The organism is Bradyrhizobium sacchari, assembly GCF_002068095.1.
Classification (GTDB): Bacteria; Pseudomonadota; Alphaproteobacteria; order Rhizobiales; family Xanthobacteraceae; genus Bradyrhizobium; species Bradyrhizobium sacchari.
Window position 1 is genome coordinate 131123 of sequence record NZ_LWIG01000069.1, and the last position, 21129, is coordinate 152251.

The following is a 21129-nucleotide window of genomic DNA, read 5'->3' on the forward strand; positions in this document are numbered from 1 at the left end:
CCGCCGCGCCTGCTGCCGTCGAGACGGTTGCGGCGGAGACGCCGCCCGCTGAAGGCGCCGCTGCGACGTCAACCGAGACTGCGGCTGAGGCCGTCGCCGGACTGCCGGAGGAGACGCCGGCTGCCGAGGCTGCTGTTGAAGCCGTCACCGTTGAAGACGCGCCCGGCATGGAGCAGCACGACGAGCCCGCCCATGACGAGCCGGCGCTCGAAGCGTCTCCCGACGCGCCCTTCACGCCCGAAGATGCCCCCGGCATCGCGCCGCCGACTGACGAGGCGGCAGTGCCGGTCGAGGCTGCCGGCCTGGAAGCCGCACCTGCCGAGACCGCGGCGACCGAAGCCGCCGCATCGCCCGATGCCGCCGCGCCGGTCGAGGCCGCAGCGACACCCGCCGAGCCCGAGCTGGTCGAGGTCTGGCGTCCCGGCGGCCGTCACGAGGATCGCAAGCCGCGCCACGAGCGTCATCGCCACCAGCGCCACCATCATCAGCCGCGCCCGCAAGCCGGTGCTGAGGCCGGCGCTGCACCCGATGCAGCGAGCGCCGCGCCCGGCGAAGCCGCCGAAGGCGCGAAGCCGGGTCACCGTCATAGCGGACATCGCAAAGACTTCCGCAAGGGCCGCGAAGAAGGTGGTGGCGAGCGCCGCGAGCAGCGCAGCGACAACAATCGCCGCTTCGAGGGCAAGGATCGCGATCGTGATCGGGGCAAAGGCAAGCCCGGCGATCGCGACAGCGGCCGCGAGCACCGTGGTGGCCGTGACCGCGACAAGGGCCGCGATCGTCGCGACCGCGAGTCGGGTCCGTCGCTGCGGCCCTACGCCTCGAGCGCGAACCCGCGCGAGCGCGATCGTCCCATCGATCCGAACTCGCCGTTCGCAAAACTCGCCGCGCTGAAAGAGCAGCTGTCCGGTCGCAAGGAGTGATCCCACGACCGAGCGGCAGCGCCTCGACAAATGGCTGTGGCACGCCCGGGTGGTGAAGGCGCGCACCTCGGCGGCCGAGCTCGTCGGATCCGGCCACGTTCGCGTCAATGGCACGCGCGAGACCTCGCCCGGCCATGCGATCAAGCTCGGCGATGTCCTCACCATCGCCCTCGACCGCACCGTGCGGGTGTTGAAGGTCACCGGCTTCAACGAGCGCCGCGGCGATGCCGCCTCCGCGCGCGTGCTCTATGAGGAGCTGAGTGGAGCAAATCGCAATTAATTGCGCTTCGCGTTCATTTCTTGGTCGATCAATCACACAAAGCCGTCATGATCGGGTCTTCCCGACCTTGCGGCGCCGGGCCATCCGCGCTACGCAAGCCGCGACTTTTAAAAGAGCTTTTCGGAGCGTTGGATGACCTACGTCGTCACTGAAAACTGCATCAAGTGCAAGTACACCGACTGCGTCGAGGTCTGCCCGGTCGACTGCTTCTACGAGGGTGACAACATGCTCGTCATCCACCCCGACGAGTGCATCGATTGCGGCGTGTGCGAGCCGGAATGCCCCGCCGACGCCATCAAGCCGGACACGGAACCGGGGCTGGAAAAGTGGCTCCAGGTCAACGCCGATTACGCCAAGAGCTGGCCGAACATCACCCAAAAGAAAGAATCACCCGCCGACGCGAAGGAATTCGACGGTATGGAAGGCAAGTTCGAGAAATATTTTTCTCCGAACCCGGGCTCGGGAGACTAATTTCCGCCCAAACTTAACCCTAATACCTTCGTTGCGGCCGAAAACCAGCCTCAAGACCCCTAAATCATTGATTTTTGCGGGAAATGTGCTATATTGGGCACATTAAGCCGAACCCCGTCAGCCCCGTTGGCCCCTCTGGGTTCCCGTGAAACCAAATGTCGAACAGGGGCGTGGCAGTTTCCGCGCGCAGGCTGTGTCACAGAAAACGCGTAAAAAGAGTACTTCAGCGAGGGCTTCCCATAAGGAGGCCAAAAAAGTCGCCGCGGCCAGCCGTAGCGCATCCAAGGGTCGGACCGCGACGAAGGCGCCGGCTGCAAAGTCCTCGAAGAACAAAAGAAGCGCAATGCCTAACAAGACTGCCAAGCCGGCCGCGAAAGCGACCGTTTCCAAGCCTGTTGCTGCCAAGGCTCCCGCTGCCAAGCCCGCGCCGAAGGCCCCTGTTGCTGCTCCTGCGAAGGCTCCCGTTGCTGCCAAGCCGGCCGCAAAGCCCGCTGCTGCGCCGAAGGTCGAGGAAAAGAAGGTCGTGACCCAGCGTCAGGGCTTCAAGGCCAACGAGTTCGTCGTTTATCCCGCCCACGGCGTCGGCCAGATCCTGGCCATCGAGGAGCAGGAGATCGCCGGCGCGAAGCTCGAACTGTTCGTCATCAATTTCATCAAGGACAAGATGACGCTGCGCGTTCCGACCGCCAAGGTCGCCAATGTCGGCATGCGCAAGCTGTCCGAGCCCGCCCTCGTCAAGAAGGCGCTCGAGACCCTCAAGGGCCGTGCCCGCGTCAAGCGCACCATGTGGTCGCGCCGCGCCCAGGAGTACGAAGCGAAGATCAATTCGGGCGACATCGTCGCGATCGCCGAAGTCGTGCGCGATCTCTACCGCTCGGAGTCGCAGCCGGAGCAGTCCTACTCCGAACGCCAGCTTTATGAAGCGGCGCTCGATCGTCTGTCCCGCGAGATCGCGGTGGTGCAGCACTCGACCGAGACCGAAGCGGTCAAGGAGATCGAGGCCCAGCTCGCCAAGAGCCCGCGTCGCGCCAACGCCAAGGCGGAAGCCGCCGACGGCGAGGGCGATACGGATGCCGAAGGTGACACCGACGATACCGATGGCGACGACACCACCGTCGCCGACGAGGCCGCGTAAGCAGCTTCGTTCCGCGCAAAGAAATCAAAAGCCCGGCCGTTCGGCCGGGCTTTTTGTTTGCGCGCGGTCTCGCTCATTGATTCCAGTGAACCGGGAGCAGGTCCGCAGGCACTGATGAAAGCAGCGCCAGGCAGTTTCACCGAGATGGCCAAGTCGATCCTCCGCGCCCTTCAGTCCTGCCTCCTCCTGTGCTGCATGACGCTTCATGCGGCAGCAGCCGAGCACATCGTATTCAAATATGGACACACCGCAGATCTGCGCGGCCTTGCAAATGTTCTGACCGCCTTCCGCTCCGCGTGCCTCGCCGAGCCCGTGACAGCGAGCCTGCCCGCCCAGCTTCTTCCCGACGGCTATCGGATCGTCACCCGCGCGGTACACATGTGGGGCAAGGAGGACGGATCGTTTCCGGATACCGCCATTCTGTCGAAGACTGGCGACGAGGACGGCGATATCGCCGGCGGCTACCCCATCATCGATTTCATGCTTCCGACCGCAAAGCTTCCCGACGGTGCATGCAGCGTCAGGTGGAAGCGGCGATGGGCGCAGGATTATCCCGATGGCGCCAGTCGCCTGAGCCTCGACATGGCGGCATCCCTTGCCGCGCGGGTGTCTTACTATCTCGATGCGACCCTGACCTCCAAGCCCAACGACATCTTCGCCATCGCAGGCAGCTACAGCGACCTGACGACGTGGCGGACCGGGTGCAGAGCGACGAAGCCCTGTCGCTTCGACGTCAATGCGCGTTTCGATCAGGAGGGGGTCGACCTCACCGTCACGTCCCGGGGAGAGGTGAAGAAGTAGGCCGCTCTCTCGGGCGGCACCGCGCTGCTGCGCGTCAGCCTATTTCACCGGCCGCTTCTCGAGCTTCCGCGCCAGCGTGCGCCGGTGCATGCCGAGCCTTCTCGCCGCTTCCGAGATATTGAAATCCGTCTCGATCAGGGTCTGGTGGATGCGCTCCCATTCCAGCGTCTTGATCGAGGTCGGCCGCGCGTCGAGCGCGACCTCGGCGTTGCCTTCGGCCTTGTGGAAGGCGGCCTCGATGTCGTCGGTGTTCGACGGCTTTGCCAGATAGTGGCAGGCGCCCAGCTTGATGGCCTCGACGGCGGTGGAGATGCTGGCAAAGCCGGTCAGCACCACGATCAGCATGTCCTCATCGTGCGTGTGCAGCAGCTCGACGCAGGCGAGCCCCGAGGCGCCGCCGAGCTTTAGGTCGACCACGGCATGGCCGAAGGAGCGCTCCTCCAGCACCTTGCGCACCTCCTCGATCGAGGCGGCGATCACGACCTCGTAGCCGCGGCGCTCGAACGAGCGCTTCAGCGTGCGCGCAAAGCCGGAATCGTCCTCGACGACGATGAGCGAACGGTCAGGGGTCAAAGCTGCCTCCGATCGCGAGGGTTGCGAGCGGCAGCGTCAGGCGGACGGTGGCGCCGCGCTTCCTGTGGTTCTCGGCGGTCACGCTGCCACCCAGCTTGCGCACCACATTCACCACCAGGAACAGGCCGAGCCCGCCGCCGGGGCGGCCCTTGCTCGATTGATAGGGCTTTCCTAGCTGCGCCAGCATCTCCGGCGCAAAGCCCGGGCCGCGGTCGGAGATCGACAGCACGAGATTGTCGCCCTCGCGCTCGGAGAGCAGCTCGACCCATTCGCGCGAAACCTCGTAAGCGTTGTCGAGCACGTTGAAGATGACCTGCTTCAGCGCGACGTCCGAGACGATCGCGACGTCCTCGCCGAAGGTGTTGACGAAATAGAGCGTGCGCGCCGAACGCGCGTCGCGCCACTCTTCCACCAGCGCGGTGACGAAAGCCGTCACCGTCGTCGGCGAGGAGCCTTCGCCGCGGGCTTCGCCGGCCGATACCAGGATGCCCGTCACGATCGACTTGCAGCGCTGCAGCGAGGTCTCCATCTCCGCGAGGTCCTCGGCGAGCTCCTGCCTGGAGGCAAGGTCCGGCATGCGGCGCCAGTCGCTCAGGATCACCGAGAGCGAGGCCAGCGGCGTGCCGAGCTCATGCGCGGCGCCGGAGGCCAGGAGGCCCATGCGAACGATGTGATCCTGCTCGGCCGCATGCTGGCGCAGCGCCGCCAGATGCGCGTCGCGCTCGCGCAAATTCCTGTTGATGCGGGTCACGAACACGACCAGCAGCACGGCGTTGAGCGCGAAGCCGAGCAGCATGCCGGCGACGGTGAGCGTGTAGGTCTCGCTGAGCGGATTCGGCGGCAAGTCGAGCGGTCGATAGGCCAAGGTCAGCCAGACGAAGCATGCGCAGGTCAGCGCCACCAGCGACCAGGTCGAGCGGGCGTCGAGCAGCACGGCAGCCAGCGTCACCTGGAGCAGGAACAGCGAGGTGAAGGGATTGGTCGCGCCGCCGCTGAGGTAAAGCTGCGCGGTCAGCGCCGCGACGTCGAGCATCAGGGCGACCAGCAACTCGTTGCTGGAGATCGCGGCGCGATGGCGCACCCAGACCAGGCTCGAGACGTTGAGCAGCACCAGCGCGCCGATCACGGCGCCCATCCGCTCCAGCGGCAAGGGAATGCCGAGCCAGAAATGCACGCCGCCGATGGTCACGATCTGGCCGACCACCGCGGTCCAGCGCAGCTGGATCAGCAGCGTCATGTTCTTGCGGTTGGTCTCGTCGTCGGTGGGCGCAGCGCCGATCAGCTCGCTGCGCGCGTCCGGCGGCGATTGCAGCGTGACGGCCAGCTCGCCAAATGGTTGGGAAGGCGTTCTTCCGTCGTCAGGCCTGTTCGACGATCGTTCCAGCATCTGATCCCGTCCTGCGGGCGGCGGCATCTGGGCCGCCGGCCGGTTCGTGGACGAAGCGCCTGCGACGGAACAGCCCGCCGCCGAATGTGACGAAAAGTTTACCGGCCAACATGAAAGCCAGGGCAAACCACGTCAGCGCATAGATCAGGTGGTTATTGGGAAAGCGGATCACGGTCAATCCGCCGATCGGCCCGCCGGCGCTTTGTGATCCCGCGTCGGCATCGACGAAAAACGGGGCGACGTCGTGCAGACCGCGTGAGGCCGCGATCGCGGCGACATCCCGCGAATACCAGCGGTTGTGCTGGGGAACGTTGTTGCGGAGGAAGCCGCCCTTCGGCTCGGTGATGCGCAACAGGCCGGTGATCTCGACCCGGCCCTCGGGATTACCGCCTAGACGCGTCGATGCGTCGCGCCGCTCGGTCGGCACGAAGCCGCGGTTGACCAGAACCAGCGTGCCGTCGCCGCGCTGAAGCGGCGTCAGCACCCAATAGCCCGCGCCTTCCTCGGTCACGGCCTGAACCAGCGTCTCGCGGTCGTGCAGGAAGCGGCCGGCCACGCTGACGTGCCTGTACTCGTCGCTTGCGGCGGTGACGGCGGGCCACGCCGCGGGCGCGGGAATCGGCTGGGCCGGGGCATGGACGCGCTGCTCGACCCGGTCGATCAGCGCCAGCTTCCAGGCGCGGCGCTCGATCTGCCAGACGCCGAGGGCGATCAGAATTGCAAAGGCCGTGAGCGACAGGACCGTGAGCCACAGGGACGGACGTGCAGCCTTGCCGCGCGTCGCGTTTCCCTTGCTCGTCACGGTCCCGAGATCGCTCACTTCATTCCGCTCATCTGGTGGATGGGCATCATGTTGCTGTTGAGATGGCTCATCACCCACAGCGAACCGGACAGCGCGATCACCACCATGACGATGGTGAAGATCAGCGCCATCATGCTCCAGCCGTTCTCGGACTTGGTGTTCATGTGCAGGAAGTAGATCATGTGCACGACGATCTGCACGACCGCGAAGGCCATGATGACCAGCGCGGTGATCTGCTTGCTCGGCAGCGCGCCGCTCATCACCAGCCAGAACGGGATCGCGGTCAGCACGACCGAGAGCACGAAGCCGAGCATGTAGCCCGAGAACGTGCTGTGGGCGTGGCCGTCGTCGTGGTGATGGTCGTGCGCGCCGGCTGCGTGGGTATCGGTGCTCATCGCAGAACTCCCAGGAGATAGACGAAGGTGAAGACGCCGATCCAGACCACGTCGAGGAAGTGCCAGAACATCGACAGGCACATCAGGCGGCGGCGGTTGGCCTCGATCAGGCCGAATTTCCCGACCTGCACCATCAGGGTCACCAGCCAGATCAGGCCGCAGCTGACGTGCAGGCCGTGGGTGCCGACCAGGGTGAAGAAGGCGGACAGGAAGGCGCTGCGCTGAGGGGTGGCGCCTTCGTGGATCATGTGGGCGAACTCGGTGAGCTCGATGCCGATGAAGGCGGCGCCGAACAAGCCGGTGATCGCCAGCCAGATCTGCGTCTGGGCGACCTTGTTCTGCTGCATGGTCAGCATGGCAAAGCCGTACGTGATCGACGACAGCAGCAGCATCGAGGTGTTCACCGCGACGAGGTTCAGGTCGAACAGGTCCTTCGGCGCGGGGCCGGCGGCGTAGTTGCCCCCGAGCACGCCGAAGGTGGCGAACAGGATCGCGAAGATGAGGCAGTCGCTCATCAGGTAGATCCAGAAGCCGAGCGAGGTGCTGTAGCCTTCCGGATGCGGGTGTTCGTCGGCGAGATAGAACAGCGGCTCGCCTGTTTGCGTGGGATTGACAGCGATCGTCATTTACTTGGCTCCGGCGAGCAGTTTGGTGCGCGCGTCCTCGGTCCGGATGACGTCCTCAGCCGGGATGTCGAAGTCGCGGTGATAGTTGAAGGTGTGACCGATACCGACGGCGAGCATCGCGATGAAGCTCACGGCCGCCAGCCACCAGATGTACCAGATCAGGCCGAAACCCATCGCGGTGGCGAGGCCGGCGAGAATGACGCCGGTGCCGGTGCTGCTGGGCATGTGGATCGGCTTGAACCCGGTGAGCGGACGCTGATAGCCGCGCTTCTTCATGTCCCACCACGCGTCATTGTCGTGAACGACGGGGGTGAAGGCGAAGTTGTAGTCCGGCGGCGGCGATGAGGTCGCCCATTCCAGCGTGCGCGCGTCCCAGGGATCGCCGGTGACGTCCTTGAGCTGTTCGCGCTTGAGCAGGCTCACTGCGAACTGCATCAGCATCGAGAGAATGCCGATGAAGACGAACAGCGCCCCGATCGCTGCGATGACGAACCAGATCTGCAAGCTAGGATCGTCGAACACGCGCAGGCGGCGGGTCACGCCCATCAGGCCGAGCACGTAGAGCGGCATGAAGGCCAGGTAGAAGCCGGTGACCCAGAACCAGAACGACATCTTGCCCCAGAACGGATCGAGCTTGAAGCCGAACGCCTTCGGGAACCAGTAGTTGATGCCGGCGAACGCACCGAACACCACGCCGCCGATGATCACGTTGTGGAAGTGCGCGATCAGGAACAGGCTGTTGTGCAGCACGAAGTCGGCCGGCGGTACCGCGAGCAGCACGCCGGTCATGCCGCCGACCACGAACGTCAGCATGAAGGCGATGGTCCACATCATCGGCAATTCGTAACGGATGCGGCCGCGATACATCGTGAACAGCCAGTTGAACATCTTCGCACCCGTCGGGATCGAGATGATCATCGTGGTGATGCCGAAGAACGAGTTGACGCTGGCGCCAGATCCCATCGTGAAGAAATGGTGCAGCCACACCAGGTACGACAGGATGGTGATGACGACCGTGGCGTAGACCATCGAGGTGTAGCCGAACAGCCGCTTGCCGGAGAAGGTCGAGGTGACCTCCGAGAAGATGCCGAAGGCGGGAAGAACCAGGATGTAGACCTCGGGGTGGCCCCAGATCCAGATCAGGTTCACGTACATCATCGGGCTGCCGCCGAAATCGTTCGTGAAGAAGTTGGTGCCGACGTAGCGGTCGAGCGAGAGCAGCGCGAGCACGACGGTCAGGACCGGGAAGGAGGCGACGATCAGGATGTTGGTGCAGAGCGAGGTCCAGGTGAACACCGGCATCTTCATCATGGTCATGCCCGGGCAGCGCAGCTTGACGATGGTGCAGATCAGGTTGATGCCGGATAGCGTCGTGCCGACGCCGGCGACCTGCAGCGCCCAGATGTAATAGTCGACGCCGACGTCGGGACTGTAGCCGATGTTCGACAGCGGCGGATAAGCCAGCCAGCCGGTGCGGGCGAACTCGCCGATGAACAGCGAGGCCATCACCAGCACCGCGCCGCCGACCGTCATCCAGAAGCTGAAATTGTTCAGGAACGGGAACGACACGTCGCGCGCGCCGATCTGCAGCGGGACGACATAGTTCATCAGGCCGGTGACCAGCGGCATCGCCACGAAGAAGATCATGATCACGCCGTGGGCGGTGAAGACCTGGTCGTAGTGATGGGCGTTGAGATAGCCCTCGGAGCCGCCAAAGGCGAGCATCTGCTGGCCGCGCATCATCAGCGCGTCGGCGAAGCCGCGCAGCAGCATCACGATGCCGAGGATCATGTACATGATGCCGATGCGCTTGTGGTCCACGGTGGTGAACCATTCGCGCCACAGGTAGCCCCAGAGGCGGAAATAGGTGAGGCCGGCGAGCAGCGTGGCGCCGCCGAGCGCGACCACCACGAAGGTGCCGACGACGATCGGCTCGTGCAGCGGCAGCGATTCGATGCCGAGCCGGCCGAAGATGAGCTTGAGAAGATCAGGAGACATGCGAGCTCTCTTTAGGAGTCTGACTTCGGACGCTGTCCGAGGAAGAAGGACGAGGACTTCAGCGGCGTGAAGGTCGGCCGCTTCAGGCCGGCGCCGGTGAGCGGCGCAATGTCGGTCGGAGCCTTGATCGACGCGGTGGTCTGGCCCTGCGGCGCATCCGGCGTGCAGGTGCCGGCGACGAAGGTCGGCTCGGGTCCAAGCGGGGTGCCGCGGCGGGCGTACTTGTCGTAAGTAAGGGGCAGGGTGTTGTTCAGGCCTTCATGGCCGCGACCGCCCTTGGCGTCGATCGCCATCATCTCGCTCTGGCACATCTTGCCGGTCTCGACGCACATGTTGAGGATCAGGCGGTAGAGATCGGAATCGATGGTGCCGTAGCGGCGCACCGGCTCGTTCTGGCTGGGCTTTTCGAGCTGGAGATATTCGGCGCGGCCGAGCGAGCTTCCGGAGGACTTGGCGCTGGCGATCCAGGCGTCAAAGCCCTTGTCGTCGAGGCCCTGGAAGTTGAAGTGCATGCCGGAGAAGCCGGCGCCGCTGTAGTTGGCCGAGAAGCCCTTGTAGGTGCCGGCGTGGTTCACGACGGCGTGGAGCTTGGTCTCCATGCCCGGCATCGCGTAGATCTGGCCGGCGAGCGCGGGGATGTAGAACGAGTTCATCACCGAGGAAGCGGTGATGCGGAAGTTGATCGGACGATCGACGGGAGCTGCGAGATCGTTGACGGCGGCGATGCCGTAATCCGGATAGATGAAGAGCCACTTCCAGTCGAGCGCGACGACATCGACCTCGAGCGGGGCCTTGGACTGGTCCACGGCCTGCTCCGCCTTGATGCGGCCGAGGGTGCGATAGGGGTCGAGCAGATGCGTGCCCATCCAGGTCAGCGCGCCGAGGCAGACGATGATCAGCAGCGGCGCCGACCAGATCACCAGCTCGAGCTTGGTCGAATGGTCCCATTCCGGCTCATAGCGGGCCGAAGTGTTGGACTGGCGGTAGCGCCAGGCGAACAGCACCGTCAGCGCCATCACGGGGACGACGATCAGGAGCATCAGGACGGTGGAGATGATGACGAGGTCGCGCTGCTGGGCAGCGATGTCGCCGGCTGGCGCCAGCACGACGTAGTCGCAGCCGCTGAGTGCGGCAGCCAGAGGTAGTAGCGCCAGGATCTTGAGACGAGACACGGGCCGAGCCTTTGAGAATGAGTTTCCTTTGCGGGGCCAACGGGTAGCTGCGACGCAGCAATCCGGACATTGGACAATTTGTCCAATGTTGCAGTGCGGAATGTTGGGCCAGACAAGGCGGGATCGCCTGGCTCCCGCCGGGCGGTCGGCTTTGGTTTTCAGGACGTTAAGGGCGCACGAATGGCGACGGCACAGACCCCTGCAATGGCAGACCTCCACACGGGTGAGCACGGCCACGACCAGGCCAGTCCCGGCGAGATCGCCATCGGCGTCATCATCGGCCGCACCTCGGAATTCTTCGACTTCTTCGTGTTCGCGATCGCGTCGGTGATCGTGTTTCCCCGCCTGGTGTTTCCGTTCACCAGCGAGCTGACCGGCACGCTCTATTCCTTCATGATCTTCGCGCTGGCGTTTTTGGCCCGGCCGATCGGCACCGTCATTTTCATGACGGTCGACCGTGAGTACGGCAAGACGGCCAAGCTGGTCTCGGCGCTGTTCCTGCTCGGTACCGCCACCGTCGCGCTCGCCTTCCTGCCCGGCTATCACGAGATCGGCGTCGCCGCGATCTGGCTGCTGGCGCTGGCGCGCATCGCGCAGGGTCTGGCCTGGGGCGGCGCCTGGGACGGCATGGCCTCGCTGCTGGCGCTGAATGCGCCGGCCTCCCAGCGCGGCTGGTACGCAATGGTGCCGCAGCTTGGCGCTCCGCTCGGGCTGATCGTGGCGAGCGCGCTGTTCGCCTATTTCGCCGGCAACCTCTCGGCCGACGACTTCTTCGACTGGGGCTGGCGCTATCCGTTCTTCGTTGCGTTCGCCATCAACGTCGTGGCGCTGTTCGCGCGCCTGCGCATGGTGACGACGGAGGAATATGCCTCGCTGTTCGAGACCCGCGAATTGCAGCCCTCGCGCATCTCCGACACCGTCGCCCGCGAAGGCCACAACATCATGCTCGGTGCGTTCGCGCCGCTGGCGAGCTTCGCGCTGTTCCACATGGTCACCGTGTTTCCGCTGTCCTGGGTGTTCCTGTTCACCCGCGAGAGCCCGGTGCGCTTCCTGATCATCGAGATCGTCGCCGCCGTGTTCGGCGTCGCCGCGATCGTCGCGTCCGGAATCATCGCCGACCGCGTCGGCCGCAAGTCGCTCCTGATGGGGTCGGCGATCGCGATCGCGATCTACAGCGGCTTTGCCCCGCAGCTGCTCGATGCCGGCGCGTTCGGCGAGACCATCTACATGGTGATCGGCTTCATCCTGCTGGGTCTTTCCTTCGGCCAGTCCTCCGGCGCGATCGCCTCGAACTTCAAGCAGGCTTATCGCTACACGGCCTCCGCGCTGACCTCCGACATGGCCTGGCTGTTCGGCGCCGGCTTCGCCCCGCTGGTGGCGCTGCTGCTCGCCACCAATCTCGGTGTCATCGCCTCGGGCGCGTATCTGCTCTCCGGCGCGTTCTGGACCCTGCTCGCGCTCTGGCTGAGCGGCCAGCGCGAGGCGGGGGATATGGACGCGGGCGCTTAGGGCCCAGACAATCTCGGTGTCGTCCTGGCGAAAGCCAGCCCATTAGCCCGATTGTTTATTGTTGAAGCGCGCTGGAGCTGCCAGCGTGCCCGTTCTGTAGTCGTGTGATTATGGGTCATCCCGGATGTGCGCGCGCTTTGGCGCGCTTGTCCGGGACGACAGCGGAATTTGTCGAGCGAGATCCCGCGTTCGCGCTCAGCGCGCTCCGGGATGACGGGCGCTTAACGCACGTCAATCCGCCACGATCTTCACGCGATCGCGCACCTTCACCTGCGCGGTGCGGTCGAGGCCGTTGAGCACGCGGAAGCGTTCGGCGGGGTGATCGACGCCGGACATGCGGTGGGAGAGCGATTCCACGGTGTCGCCGGGCTGCACGGTGATGACCTTGATGCGCAATGGGCGCGCGGCCTGGATCTCGTCGAGCGTCAGGCGGCGGAATGAGTTGACGGTCTCGCGCGCGTTGCGCTCGCTCTCGGTCGACTTCTGACGGGTGGCGAAGATGAAGCGATAGACGTCGCTGCCGAAACGCAGCGCATAGACCTTGAACTGCCACTGGTCGCCCTTGGCGGTGGCGGACGCGCCCGGGAAGCCGTTGATGGTGAGGTCCTCGGTCGAGGCCTTCTCGACGCCTTCCATCCAGCCGGAATTGAGGTAATCGCCGAGCGACTGCTCGGCCGGCACGCGCACCACGTCGAAGCGCATCGCCTGCGAGCCGCCGTCGCGCACGCCGATCACGGCCTGCGCTGTGTTGTCGAGCGTGAAATTGTCAGGCGCCTGGAAGGTGAAGCCGAGCTTCGGATGCAGGAAACGGCGGCCGCGGACAAAGCCTTCGCTGGGGTCTTCGCCATAGACGAGGTTGTCGATCGCAGCGAGATAGCTCTCGCGGTCGCGCTCGGCGCCTTCGGGCGCCGCATATTGCCGCGCGATGTTCTGCGCGTTCTGCACGCGCTCCGGCGTTGCCGGATGCGACGAGGTGAAATCCTGCGCGCGCGGATCGAGCGAGCTCTTGCCGGCCTTCAGCTCGGCATTGCGCTCCATCGCGGAGAGGAAGCGGGCCGCGCCATAGGGATCGAAATGCGCTTTCGCGGAGATGCCGACGCCGATGCCATCGGCCTCGAACTCCTGGTTACGCGAAAAGCTCGCCATGGTGAGCTTGGTCTTGGCGAGCGCGAGCGCGGTGAGATCCGGATCATTGCTCATGTCGGTGACGACGCGGGTGACGATCGCGGCCTGGCGCGCCTGGTCCTCGCGCATCGCGGCGTGCTTGGACAGCACGTGCGCCATCTCGTGGCTGAGCACGGAGGACAATTCCGACGTGTCGCTCGCCAGCGCAAGCAGTCCGCGCGTGACATAGAGCTGGCCGTTCGGCAGCGCGAAGGCGTTCACCGCGCCGGAGTTGAGAATGGTGACCTTGTAGCCCTGGTCGGGGCGGTCGGACGCGGCGACCAGCCGGTCGACGGTCTTGCTGACAAGCGATTCGAGTCTGGGGTCGTCATAGGCGCCGCCATAGCTCGCCAGGATGCGCTCGTGCTCCTTCTCGGTGGCGGGGGTCTGCGCCACCGCCGGCTTCGGCTTGGGCATCGCGACCGTGGGCGGCGCGGCGGCGGTCTGGAACCGGCCCATATCGCCGCAGCCGGCAAGAAGCCCGCCCAGCGCAAGGCAAAGCGCGGCCGGCGCAGCCCGCAGGCGGCGGCAATCACCCAGTCCGTGCCGTTCTAGCACCCCATTCACGTTGCTTAACCCGTGCCCGGCCGTTAAGGCCTTACCCCAGTAGGCTCATTTGCGCCCAGCAATTCAACCTGTCCCAAGAGACGCACATCGATACGCGGCCCCGTATTCCCCTCGATCCAGCCTCGGACAAGAATTCGCTTATTCTCCAAGGCCTTAAGGGAGATCCCGGCGCTTTCGAATGCCGGTAGCGCGCGCCTTGAAATAGTCACGGCGAAGCCGCGTGTCCAGTTCCGTCCGAAGTTGAGGTAGGTCGTTGCCCCAGCTTGCCGGACCGACAGGACTTTGCCCTCGACCACCATAAAGCGCCCGATCCCCGCCAAAATATCGTCCGGACTTTCCGCGTTTTTTATGGCCAATGGGTCAGCCCAGTTGCCCATTTTTTGGCGCCTTGCCTGCGCCTCCGACGCCATCAGGGCGGCCGCGCAGTCCTTGTCGGCGATTTCGGCGGAGGCGATGGCCTCGCCCTGGGCCAGCAGCGTGGCCTGCACCGAAGCGTCGCTTTCGCCGATGAAGACGAACGCGCCCTGACGGCCATAACGGTCGGGCGTGTCGTCGGTGCTCCGCAGCGTCACGTCGCGTCCGACCAGCAAAGATGCCAGAGCCTGCTTCGTCGTCGCCGTTGGCTCGATGCCGGCAAGGCGGACCTCGCGACCGTCATCGAGGCGCACGCTCCGTCCATCGACGATGGCAGTGACGCGGCCTTCGCCTTGCGTCTCGAAGTGGCATGGCATCGCGAACGCGGAGTGACCCGCGACGAGAAGACATGCGACGATGAAGGGAAGCCGTTGCGTCACGTGACCCGGAGAGGTTGTGTTACGTCCGGAGTTTAACTCAAGCGTGGCGGGTCGCGAAAGGGCTTCCTCGTACGCCGTCATTGCGAGGAGCCCTTCGCGGAGAAGCAATCCAGAATCTTTCCGCGGATGCATTTCTGGATTGCTTCGCTGCGCTCGCAATGACGGAGTCGAAACATTTCGCTGTGCCCCACCATTCCGCTTTGCGGAAAACACGCGCGGCAATCGCGCGCTCTCAGCACCCGCGCGCTTGCTGCCCTCCCGGGCATGCGGCATGATTGCCGGAACAACGATAACCAAGCCGCCATCAGAGTACGGCGCGATAAGGGAGGTCTTTTTCGATGAAGAATATTTTGTCCGGCATTTTTGCCGCTGCGTTTGCCCTGAGTGCAAGCGCCGCGCAGGCCCAGGACAAGCCGCCACTCAAGATCGGCGGCATCCTCGACATGTCGAGCCTGTATGCCGACATCACCGGTCCCGGCAGCGAGACTGCAGCGAAGATGGCCGTTGAGGATTTCGGCGGCGAGGTGCTGGGACGCAAGATCCAGGTGCTGGCGGCGGACCATCTCAACAAGGCCGATCTCTCCGGCAACATCGCCCGCGACATGCTGGACAATCAGGGCGTCGAGATGATCTACGACGTCGCGGCGTCCGCGACGGCACTCGCCGCCGGCGAGATCGCGAAAGCGCGCAACAAGATCATCATCTTCAACGGACCAGGCTCGATCCGTCTCTCCAACGAGGCCTGCGGTCCCTATACCGTGCATTACGTATTCGATACCTTCGGCCAGGCCAACGTGACCGGCCTTGCGGCCGTGAAGTCGGGCCTCGACACCTGGTTCTTCCTCACGGCCGATTACGCCTTCGGCCAGGACCTGGAAAAGGACACCAGCAACGTCGTGACCAAGACCGGCGGCAAGGTGGTCGGCAGCGTCCGCCATCCGCTCAACACGTCGGATTTCTCCTCGTTCCTGCTTCAGGCCCAGGCCTCCAAGGCCAAAGTGATCGGGCTCGCCAACGCGGGCGGCGACACCGTCAACGCCATCAAGCAGGCCGCCGAGTTCGGCATCATGAAGGGCGGTCAGAAGGTCTCGCCGCTGCTCGCCTTCGTCACCGACATCGACTCGATCGGGCTGGAGACCGCGCAAGGCCTGCTGCTGGCGGAAGCCTTCTACTGGGACATGAACGACGAGACGCGCGCGTTCTCGAAGCGCTTCATGGAGCGCGTGAAGCGGCCGCCGACCTCGGCGCAGGCCGGCGTCTATTCGTCCGTGACGCATTATCTGAAAGCCGTGAAGGCAGCCGGCACGACGGATGCCGCCGCGGTGATGAAGGTGATGAAGGAGACTCCGATCAACGACTTCTTCGCGAAGAACGGCAAGATCCGCGAGGACGGCCGCATGATCCACGACATGTATCTGTTCGAGGTGAAGAAGCCGTCGGAATCCAAGGGCCGCTGGGACGACTACAAGCTGCTCGCCACCGTGCCCGGCAGCGAGGCGTTCCAGTCGCTGGAGCAGTCGCGCTGCCCGCTGGTGAAGAAATAAGTCTCGTCATTGCGAGGAGCTCTTGCGACGAAGCAATCCAGATTGTCTCCGCGGAAACATCTCTGGATTGCTTCGCTACGCTCGCAATGACGGGTGGGTGATAGCTCGGTCAAACAACAACAAGGGAGACGTCCCATGAACGACATGGTCCTGCAGAAGCTGGAAGGCGGGCTGCTCACCATCACCATGAACCGTCCGGAGCGGAAGAACGCGCTCAACCCCGACATGGTGCGCGGGCTGGTCGAGGCCGCGCGGCGCGCCGCTGACGATCCGGAGGTGCGCGCGGTGCTGTTCAAGGGCGCCGGCGGTTCGTTCTGCGTCGGCGGTGACGTCAAGTCGATGGCCGAGGGCCGCGCGCCGCTGCCGTTCGAGCAGAAGCTCGCAAATTTGCGCCGCGGCATGGAGGTCTCGCGCATCCTGCACCAGATGCCGAAACCCGTGGTGGCGCAGCTCGATGGCGCCGCGGCCGGCGCCGGCCTGTCGATGGCGCTGTCCTGTGATCTCCGTATCGCCAGCGAATCCTGCAAGATCACCACGGCTTTCGCAAAAGTCGGCTTCTCCGGCGATTACGGCGGCACCTATTTCCTGACCCAGCTTCTCGGCAGCGCGCGGGCGCGCGAGCTCTACCTGATGTCACCGGTGCTCACGGCGAGGGAAGCACATGCGATCGGCATGGTGACGAAGGTCGTGCCCGACGCCGAGGTCGATGCCGCCGCGCACGAGCTCGCGCTGTCGCTGGCGCAAGGGCCCTCGATCGCGCTCGGTTTCATCAAGCGCAACATCAACAACGCCGAGCATCTGGCGCTGGAGGATTGCTTCGACGGCGAGGCGATCCACCACACCCGCTGCGGCGACACCGCCGATCACAAGGAGGCCGCAAAAGCCTTCGTCGAGAAGCGCAAGCCTGCCTTCAGGGGCGAGTGACGATGGCGCCCTATATGCGCTTGCGGCAGATTTGCCTGGTCGCGCCGCAGCTCGAGCCCGTGATCTCCGACATCGCCCGGATCATGGGCCTCGCCGTCTGCTACCGCGACGGCAATGTCGCCAAATACGGCCTGGAGAATGCGCTGCTTCCGGTCGACACGATCCTGCTGGAGGTGGTGGCGCCGTTCAAGGACGGCACCACGGCCGGCCGTTTCATCGAGAAGACCGGCGGCCGCGGCGGCTACATGGCGATCTTCTGCTGCGATGATCCCGACGAGCGCGGACGTCATGCCAACGCCATGGGCGTGCGCACCGCCAACGTGATCGACCACGCGCCCTATCACGGCGTGCAGCTCCACCCCCGCGACTGCCGTGCCGCCTTCATCGAGTTCAACCACACCGAAGGCAGCGACGACATCCTGGGCCCGTATCCGCCGGCGGGGCCGGACTGGCAGAAATTCATCCGCACGGACATGACGCAGGCGCTGACGGCGGTGGAGATGCAGAGCCCGGATCCGGCGGGGCTCGCGGAGCATTGGGGCAAGATCATCGGGATCGCGCCGATCGATAGCGAATTGAAGCTGCCCAACGCGATCCTCCGCTTCGTGAAGGGCGCCAGCGAGATCATGAGCGCGCTGGAGTTTCGGGTGGCTGACGCGGCTCAGGTGCTGCATGCCGCCAAGGCGAGGGGCCTTGCGGTCGCGGGCAATGAGTTCTTGCTCGGCGGGGTGACGTTCCGGCTTGGTGCGTGACGATCGTCGGTTCGCCGATGATAGCGAGGGTAGCACGTCAAAGATTGTTGTCGTCCCGGCGAAGGCCGGGACCCATACGCCGCAGCAATTGTTCTGCGAACACTCGGAGTCACCTGCTCGTCCTGAAACCACTCCCCGTGGTTATGGGTCCCGGCCTTCGCCGGGACGACCTGGGGGTTGTAGCGACGTCAGAGTGACACGGCAAAACGCGTCGATCACCTTCCCCTAAAATTCGCCGCGCGTCGCTCTTCGGTGGCCTTCACGCCTTCCTTGAAATCTTCAGTCGCGCGCAGGCGCGTCTGCTCGGCGAGCTCGTGATTGGTCGCGGCCATCACGCGGTCCGCGAGGCCATTGCGCATCGTGGCGCGGGTGGAGAGCAGGCCGAGCGGGGAGCATTCGGCGATCTCATTGGCGAGCTTCATTGCGGCCGATTTCACCTGGTCCTGCGGCACCAGCTCGTTGGCGAGGCCCCATTTGACCGCCTCTTCGCCGGTGACGCGGCGGCTGGTGTAGAACATCAGCTCGGCGTTGTTCTTGCCGATCAGCTCGGGCAGCGTCACGGTGAGGCCGAAGCCGGGATGGAAGCCGAGTTTTGTGAAATTCGCGGAGAAGCGCGCTTCGGGACAGGTGACGCGGAAATCCGCGGACACCGCGAGACCAAGGCCGCCCCCGATGGCAGCTCCTTGCACAGCGGCGACGATCGGCTTCTTGGCGCGGAAGATGCGCACAGCCTGGATGTAGAGATGGTTGATCGGCCCCAGATTGTCGGCCGGATCGCCCTTCTTCTCGGCTTCGCGCGCTTCCTGCGCCTGCCGCGCCGGGTCGCCGAAATTGGCGCCGGCGCAGAACGCCTTGCCCTGCGCCGAGAGGACCGAAGCGCGGATCTCGATGTCGCGGTCGAACTCGTCGAGCGCATCCGCAATCTGGTTGATCAGCGAGATGTCGAAGAAGTTGAGCGGGGGCCTGCGGATCTCGATGGTGCCGACGTGGCCGACTTTTTCAACGCCGATGTCTTTATACGTGCTCATGATGGTCCTCGATTGAATTAGCGCAGCCCCAAACCACGCGCGATGATGCCGCGCAGGACTTCAGTGGTGCCGCCCTGGATGGTGAGTTTCGGTGCGGTCTTGATGGCGAAGTCGAGCTGCCGCTCCAAGGTCTCGCGGTTGGTCGCGGTCTCCTCGACGAAGGCGGCAAGATCGCGGACGCGATGCGGCAGCTGCTGCTCCCAGACCGTGCCGATGTCCTTGACGATGGACGCTTCGACCACCGGCTCCTTGCCGGCTTCCAGCATGCCGGCCACCGAGACCGACATGCGTCGCATGGTGTGGAGCTGCGCGACCAGCCGGCCGATGCCTTCGGCGCTGCGCGTGTCCGGACTAGGACCGACCGCGCGCACCAGCTCCGTCAGCACGTAGTAGGTTTCGAGAAAGCGCTCGGGGCCCGAGCGCTCATAGGCGAGTTCTGATGTCGCCTGCTTCCAGGCGCCGTCGACTTCGCCCAGCACGTGATCGTCGGGCACGAAGAAGTCGGTGAAGACCACCTCATTGAACTCGTACTGGCCGGTGATCTGGCCGATCGGATTTACCTTGATGCCCGGCTGCTTCATCTTGACCAAAAATTGCGTCAGGCCGTGGCGGCGGTTCTCCTTGGTCGGCGGCGAGGTCCGAAAGATCGCGATCATGTAGTCGGCGATATGCGCGGACGAGGTCCAGATCTTGGTGCCGTTGATGAGATAGCCGCCATCGGTCTTGGTCGCGCGCGTCTTCGCCGCGAACAGGTCGGAGCCGGAGTTCGGCTCGCTCATGCCGATGGCAAAGCAGATCTCGCCGCGACAGATGCGCGGCAAGATCTCCATCTTGATGTGCTCGGGCGCATATTTCAGCAGCACCGGCCCGCTCTGGCGGTCGGCGACGAAGAACCGCCGTGTCGGGGCATTGGCGACGCGCATCTCTTCGGTCACCACGTAGCGTTCGAGGAAGGAGCGCTCCTGGCCGCCATATTTCTTCGGCCAGGTCATCCCGAGCCAGCCCTTGGCGCCGACCCGGCGGGAAAATTCCGGCGCGTCGGTGTCCTCGCGGTTGGGCTTGTTCGGATCGAAGGTGCCGGCGGCGATTTCCTCGGCGAGAAACGCGCGCACTTCCTTGCGCAGCTGTTCGCACTTTTCCGGCAGGCGGATCGGATCGAAACGGAGGGCAGCGGTCATTGTTGTCTCGTCTCCTGATCAGCGCGACGCCACGAGCGGCCACAATTCATCGGCGCCTCTGGTGGCGACCAGCTTGCCGAGTTCGACCGCCCAATGGCTTTCCGAACCGAAATCGTCGCGCCAGGCCAGCGCGCGCAGCGAGTAGCGGTGCAGGATGTGCTCCATGGTGAAGCCGATCGCGCCATGGACCTGATGCGCGATGCCGCCGCCTTTTTCGGCAGCTTCCGCGCAGCGGATTTTTGCCGAGGCGGCCTCGAGATAGACTTCGTCGTTGAACGACTGCGCATTCGCGATGGCGTCGGCGGCGGAGGTCGCGGCCGCAAGCGCTGCGGCGGATTCGCCGGCGAGGCGCGCGAGATTGTGCTGCACCGCCTGGAATTTCGAGATCTTCTTCTCGAAGGCGACGCGCTCGTTGGAATAGCGCACGGAGATGTCCAGCATCGATTCCAGGGCGCCCGCGATCTGAAGGCTGCGCGCAACGCCGCCCATCAGCATCATCGTTGTCTGGTCGAGGCCCTTCGGCGCCGGTTTGATCGAAAGGGGCTGCACCTTGTCGAGCGTCACGGTGTCGCTGTGGTCGTAGCCGACATTGAGCCCGGATTCGATCCGCCCCTTGCTCGCATCGACCAGCGCGACGACCGCGCCGTCCTTGCCGTGCGCCAGGACGGCAAAATGCTTTGCCGCTTTCGCAAAGGGCACACCGCGGGCGCGGCCGGAGAGCGCCCCGTCCGCATCAAGCATGATGCGATCCTTTGGAGACGCCGGCACGACCGTCATCTCGCCCTCGGGCGAAGCGATCCTCGCTTGGGCGAGCAGCCAGCCCGCCAGCATGGTCTCGGCCAGGGGAACCGCGACCGCGAAGCGGCCGGCGGCGTTCAGCAGCGCGAAGCCGTCGGCAAGACTCGCGCCGGAGCCGCCGAGACCGTCAGGCACCCAGGAGAGCGGCAAGCCGGCTTCGCTCAGCGCCTGCCACAGCGGCGCCTGCCACGAATTCGTCTTGTCGTTGTTGATCTCTTGCGGGTCGGCGAGATCGGCGAAGATTTTTTCCGCGGTCTCGACGACGATATTGTCACTCTCCGCCACAGCGTTCCCCGTGTTTTGCCATTGGC

At 64.8% G+C, this 21129-nt stretch carries 19 protein-coding genes and 2 pseudogenes; 9 read left to right on the top strand and 12 right to left on the bottom strand.

Annotated features, from left to right (window positions below; genetic code table 11):
* The 5 genes and pseudogenes from A5906_RS45895 to A5906_RS40245 form a co-directional block, all read left to right on the top strand.
* Positions 1-920 (top strand): annotated as a pseudogene (locus A5906_RS45895) (helicase-related protein); the annotation flags it as partial.
* Positions 921-930: 10 nt separating this feature from the next.
* A pseudogene (locus A5906_RS40230) lies at positions 931-1200 on the top strand (RNA-binding S4 domain-containing protein); the annotation flags it as partial.
* A gap of 132 nt (positions 1201-1332) precedes the next feature.
* A complete protein-coding gene (gene fdxA / locus A5906_RS40235; protein ID WP_018643465.1) occupies positions 1333-1671 on the top strand; it encodes a ferredoxin FdxA in 339 nt (112 codons plus the stop codon).
* A 343-nt stretch (positions 1672-2014) separates the two neighbouring features.
* Positions 2015-2806, top strand: coding sequence for a CarD family transcriptional regulator (locus A5906_RS40240; RefSeq protein WP_080140586.1), 792 nt, complete (start codon positions 2015-2017; stop codon positions 2804-2806).
* Positions 2807-2863: 57 nt separating this feature from the next.
* Complete coding sequence (locus A5906_RS40245; RefSeq protein ID WP_136615842.1) at positions 2864-3607, top strand: hypothetical protein; 744 nt, start codon at positions 2864-2866, stop codon at positions 3605-3607.
* 39 nt (positions 3608-3646) lie between these two features.
* Here A5906_RS40245 and A5906_RS40250 read toward each other — a convergent pair whose 3' ends face one another.
* From A5906_RS40250 to cyoA, 7 genes are read right to left on the bottom strand one after another with little or no spacing between them, the layout of a single operon-like run.
* Positions 3647-4180 carry a response regulator transcription factor gene (locus A5906_RS40250; RefSeq protein ID WP_080140588.1) on the bottom strand — a complete coding sequence of 178 codons (534 nt, stop codon included), beginning with the start codon at positions 4178-4180 and terminating at the stop codon, positions 3647-3649.
* Positions 4170-5567, bottom strand: coding sequence for an ATP-binding protein (locus A5906_RS40255; RefSeq protein ID WP_080140589.1), 1398 nt, complete (start codon positions 5565-5567; stop codon positions 4170-4172). Before A5906_RS40255 ends, A5906_RS40250 begins: the two co-directional genes overlap by 11 nt.
* Positions 5539-6387, bottom strand: coding sequence for an SURF1 family protein (locus A5906_RS40260; RefSeq protein WP_080140590.1), 849 nt, complete (start codon positions 6385-6387; stop codon positions 5539-5541). The genes A5906_RS40255 and A5906_RS40260 overlap by 29 nt, the downstream gene beginning before the upstream one ends.
* Positions 6384-6764: a cytochrome o ubiquinol oxidase subunit IV gene (gene cyoD, locus A5906_RS40265; protein WP_080140591.1), complete on the bottom strand. Its 381-nt coding sequence runs from the start codon at positions 6762-6764 to the stop codon at positions 6384-6386. Before cyoD ends, A5906_RS40260 begins: the two co-directional genes overlap by 4 nt.
* A complete protein-coding gene (cyoC, locus tag A5906_RS40270; protein ID WP_080140592.1) occupies positions 6761-7390 on the bottom strand; it encodes a cytochrome o ubiquinol oxidase subunit III in 630 nt (209 codons plus the stop codon). The genes cyoD and cyoC overlap by 4 nt, the downstream gene beginning before the upstream one ends.
* Complete coding sequence (cyoB, locus tag A5906_RS40275; protein ID WP_080140593.1) at positions 7391-9388, bottom strand: cytochrome o ubiquinol oxidase subunit I; 1998 nt, start codon at positions 9386-9388, stop codon at positions 7391-7393.
* Positions 9389-9399: 11 nt separating this feature from the next.
* A complete protein-coding gene (cyoA, locus tag A5906_RS40280; protein WP_080140594.1) occupies positions 9400-10560 on the bottom strand; it encodes a ubiquinol oxidase subunit II in 1161 nt (386 codons plus the stop codon).
* A 180-nt stretch (positions 10561-10740) separates the two neighbouring features.
* Between cyoA and A5906_RS40285 the strand changes: the two genes are divergently transcribed.
* Positions 10741-12069 carry an MFS transporter gene (locus tag A5906_RS40285; RefSeq protein WP_080140595.1) on the top strand — a complete coding sequence of 443 codons (1329 nt, stop codon included), beginning with the start codon at positions 10741-10743 and terminating at the stop codon, positions 12067-12069.
* Between the two features lie 231 nt (positions 12070-12300).
* Here A5906_RS40285 and A5906_RS40290 read toward each other — a convergent pair whose 3' ends face one another.
* Complete coding sequence (locus A5906_RS40290; protein ID WP_080140596.1) at positions 12301-13791, bottom strand: M48 family metalloprotease; 1491 nt, start codon at positions 13789-13791, stop codon at positions 12301-12303.
* Between the two features lie 32 nt (positions 13792-13823).
* Positions 13824-14675 carry a thermonuclease family protein gene (locus A5906_RS40295; RefSeq protein WP_080140597.1) on the bottom strand — a complete coding sequence of 284 codons (852 nt, stop codon included), beginning with the start codon at positions 14673-14675 and terminating at the stop codon, positions 13824-13826.
* 257 nt (positions 14676-14932) lie between these two features.
* On the opposite strand from A5906_RS40295, the gene A5906_RS40300 reads away from it, so the two are divergent.
* The 3 genes from A5906_RS40300 (at position 14933) to A5906_RS40310 (ending at position 17814) form a co-directional block, all read left to right on the top strand.
* Complete coding sequence (locus A5906_RS40300; RefSeq protein ID WP_080140598.1) at positions 14933-16138, top strand: ABC transporter substrate-binding protein; 1206 nt, start codon at positions 14933-14935, stop codon at positions 16136-16138.
* A gap of 135 nt (positions 16139-16273) precedes the next feature.
* Positions 16274-17062 carry an enoyl-CoA hydratase gene (locus A5906_RS40305; RefSeq protein WP_080140599.1) on the top strand — a complete coding sequence of 263 codons (789 nt, stop codon included), beginning with the start codon at positions 16274-16276 and terminating at the stop codon, positions 17060-17062.
* A 2-nt stretch (positions 17063-17064) separates the two neighbouring features.
* Complete coding sequence (locus A5906_RS40310; RefSeq protein WP_080140600.1) at positions 17065-17814, top strand: VOC family protein; 750 nt, start codon at positions 17065-17067, stop codon at positions 17812-17814.
* A gap of 215 nt (positions 17815-18029) precedes the next feature.
* On the opposite strand, the gene A5906_RS40315 is transcribed toward A5906_RS40310, so the two are convergent.
* Genes A5906_RS40315 through A5906_RS40325 form a run of 3 tightly spaced genes read right to left on the bottom strand, consistent with a single transcriptional unit; the run spans position 18030 to position 21103 of the window.
* Entirely contained in the window at positions 18030-18842 is an 813-nt protein-coding gene (locus A5906_RS40315) for an enoyl-CoA hydratase/isomerase family protein (protein ID WP_080140601.1), read from the bottom strand.
* A gap of 17 nt (positions 18843-18859) precedes the next feature.
* Positions 18860-20020, bottom strand: coding sequence for an acyl-CoA dehydrogenase family protein (locus tag A5906_RS40320; RefSeq protein WP_080140602.1), 1161 nt, complete (start codon positions 20018-20020; stop codon positions 18860-18862).
* Positions 20021-20038: 18 nt separating this feature from the next.
* Complete coding sequence (locus tag A5906_RS40325; protein ID WP_080140603.1) at positions 20039-21103, bottom strand: acyl-CoA dehydrogenase family protein; 1065 nt, start codon at positions 21101-21103, stop codon at positions 20039-20041.
* Positions 21104-21129: the final 26 nt, after the last annotated feature.

Excerpts from the sequence above, each read along its gene's own strand:
- A5906_RS40255 (WP_080140589.1), bottom strand. The coding sequence starts at position 5,567 with ATGCTGGAACGATCGTCGAACAGGCCTGACGACGGAAGAACGCCTTCC.
- cyoB (WP_080140593.1), bottom strand. The coding sequence starts at position 9,388 with ATGTCTCCTGATCTTCTCAAGCTCATCTTCGGCCGGCTCGGCATCGAA.
- A5906_RS40300 (WP_080140598.1), top strand. The coding sequence starts at position 14,933 with ATGAAGAATATTTTGTCCGGCATTTTTGCCGCTGCGTTTGCCCTGAGT.
- A5906_RS40310 (WP_080140600.1), top strand. The coding sequence starts at position 17,065 with ATGGCGCCCTATATGCGCTTGCGGCAGATTTGCCTGGTCGCGCCGCAG.
- fdxA (WP_018643465.1), top strand. The coding sequence starts at position 1,333 with ATGACCTACGTCGTCACTGAAAACTGCATCAAGTGCAAGTACACCGAC.
- A5906_RS40295 (WP_080140597.1), bottom strand. The coding sequence starts at position 14,675 with ATGACGGCGTACGAGGAAGCCCTTTCGCGACCCGCCACGCTTGAGTTA.
- A5906_RS40315 (WP_080140601.1), bottom strand. The coding sequence starts at position 18,842 with ATGAGCACGTATAAAGACATCGGCGTTGAAAAAGTCGGCCACGTCGGC.
- A5906_RS40305 (WP_080140599.1), top strand. The coding sequence starts at position 16,274 with ATGAACGACATGGTCCTGCAGAAGCTGGAAGGCGGGCTGCTCACCATC.
- A5906_RS40320 (WP_080140602.1), bottom strand. The coding sequence starts at position 20,020 with ATGACCGCTGCCCTCCGTTTCGATCCGATCCGCCTGCCGGAAAAGTGC.
- cyoD (WP_080140591.1), bottom strand. The coding sequence starts at position 6,764 with ATGAGCACCGATACCCACGCAGCCGGCGCGCACGACCATCACCACGAC.
- cyoC (WP_080140592.1), bottom strand. The coding sequence starts at position 7,390 with ATGACGATCGCTGTCAATCCCACGCAAACAGGCGAGCCGCTGTTCTAT.
- A5906_RS40285 (WP_080140595.1), top strand. The coding sequence starts at position 10,741 with ATGGCGACGGCACAGACCCCTGCAATGGCAGACCTCCACACGGGTGAG.
- A5906_RS40240 (WP_080140586.1), top strand. The coding sequence starts at position 2,015 with ATGCCTAACAAGACTGCCAAGCCGGCCGCGAAAGCGACCGTTTCCAAG.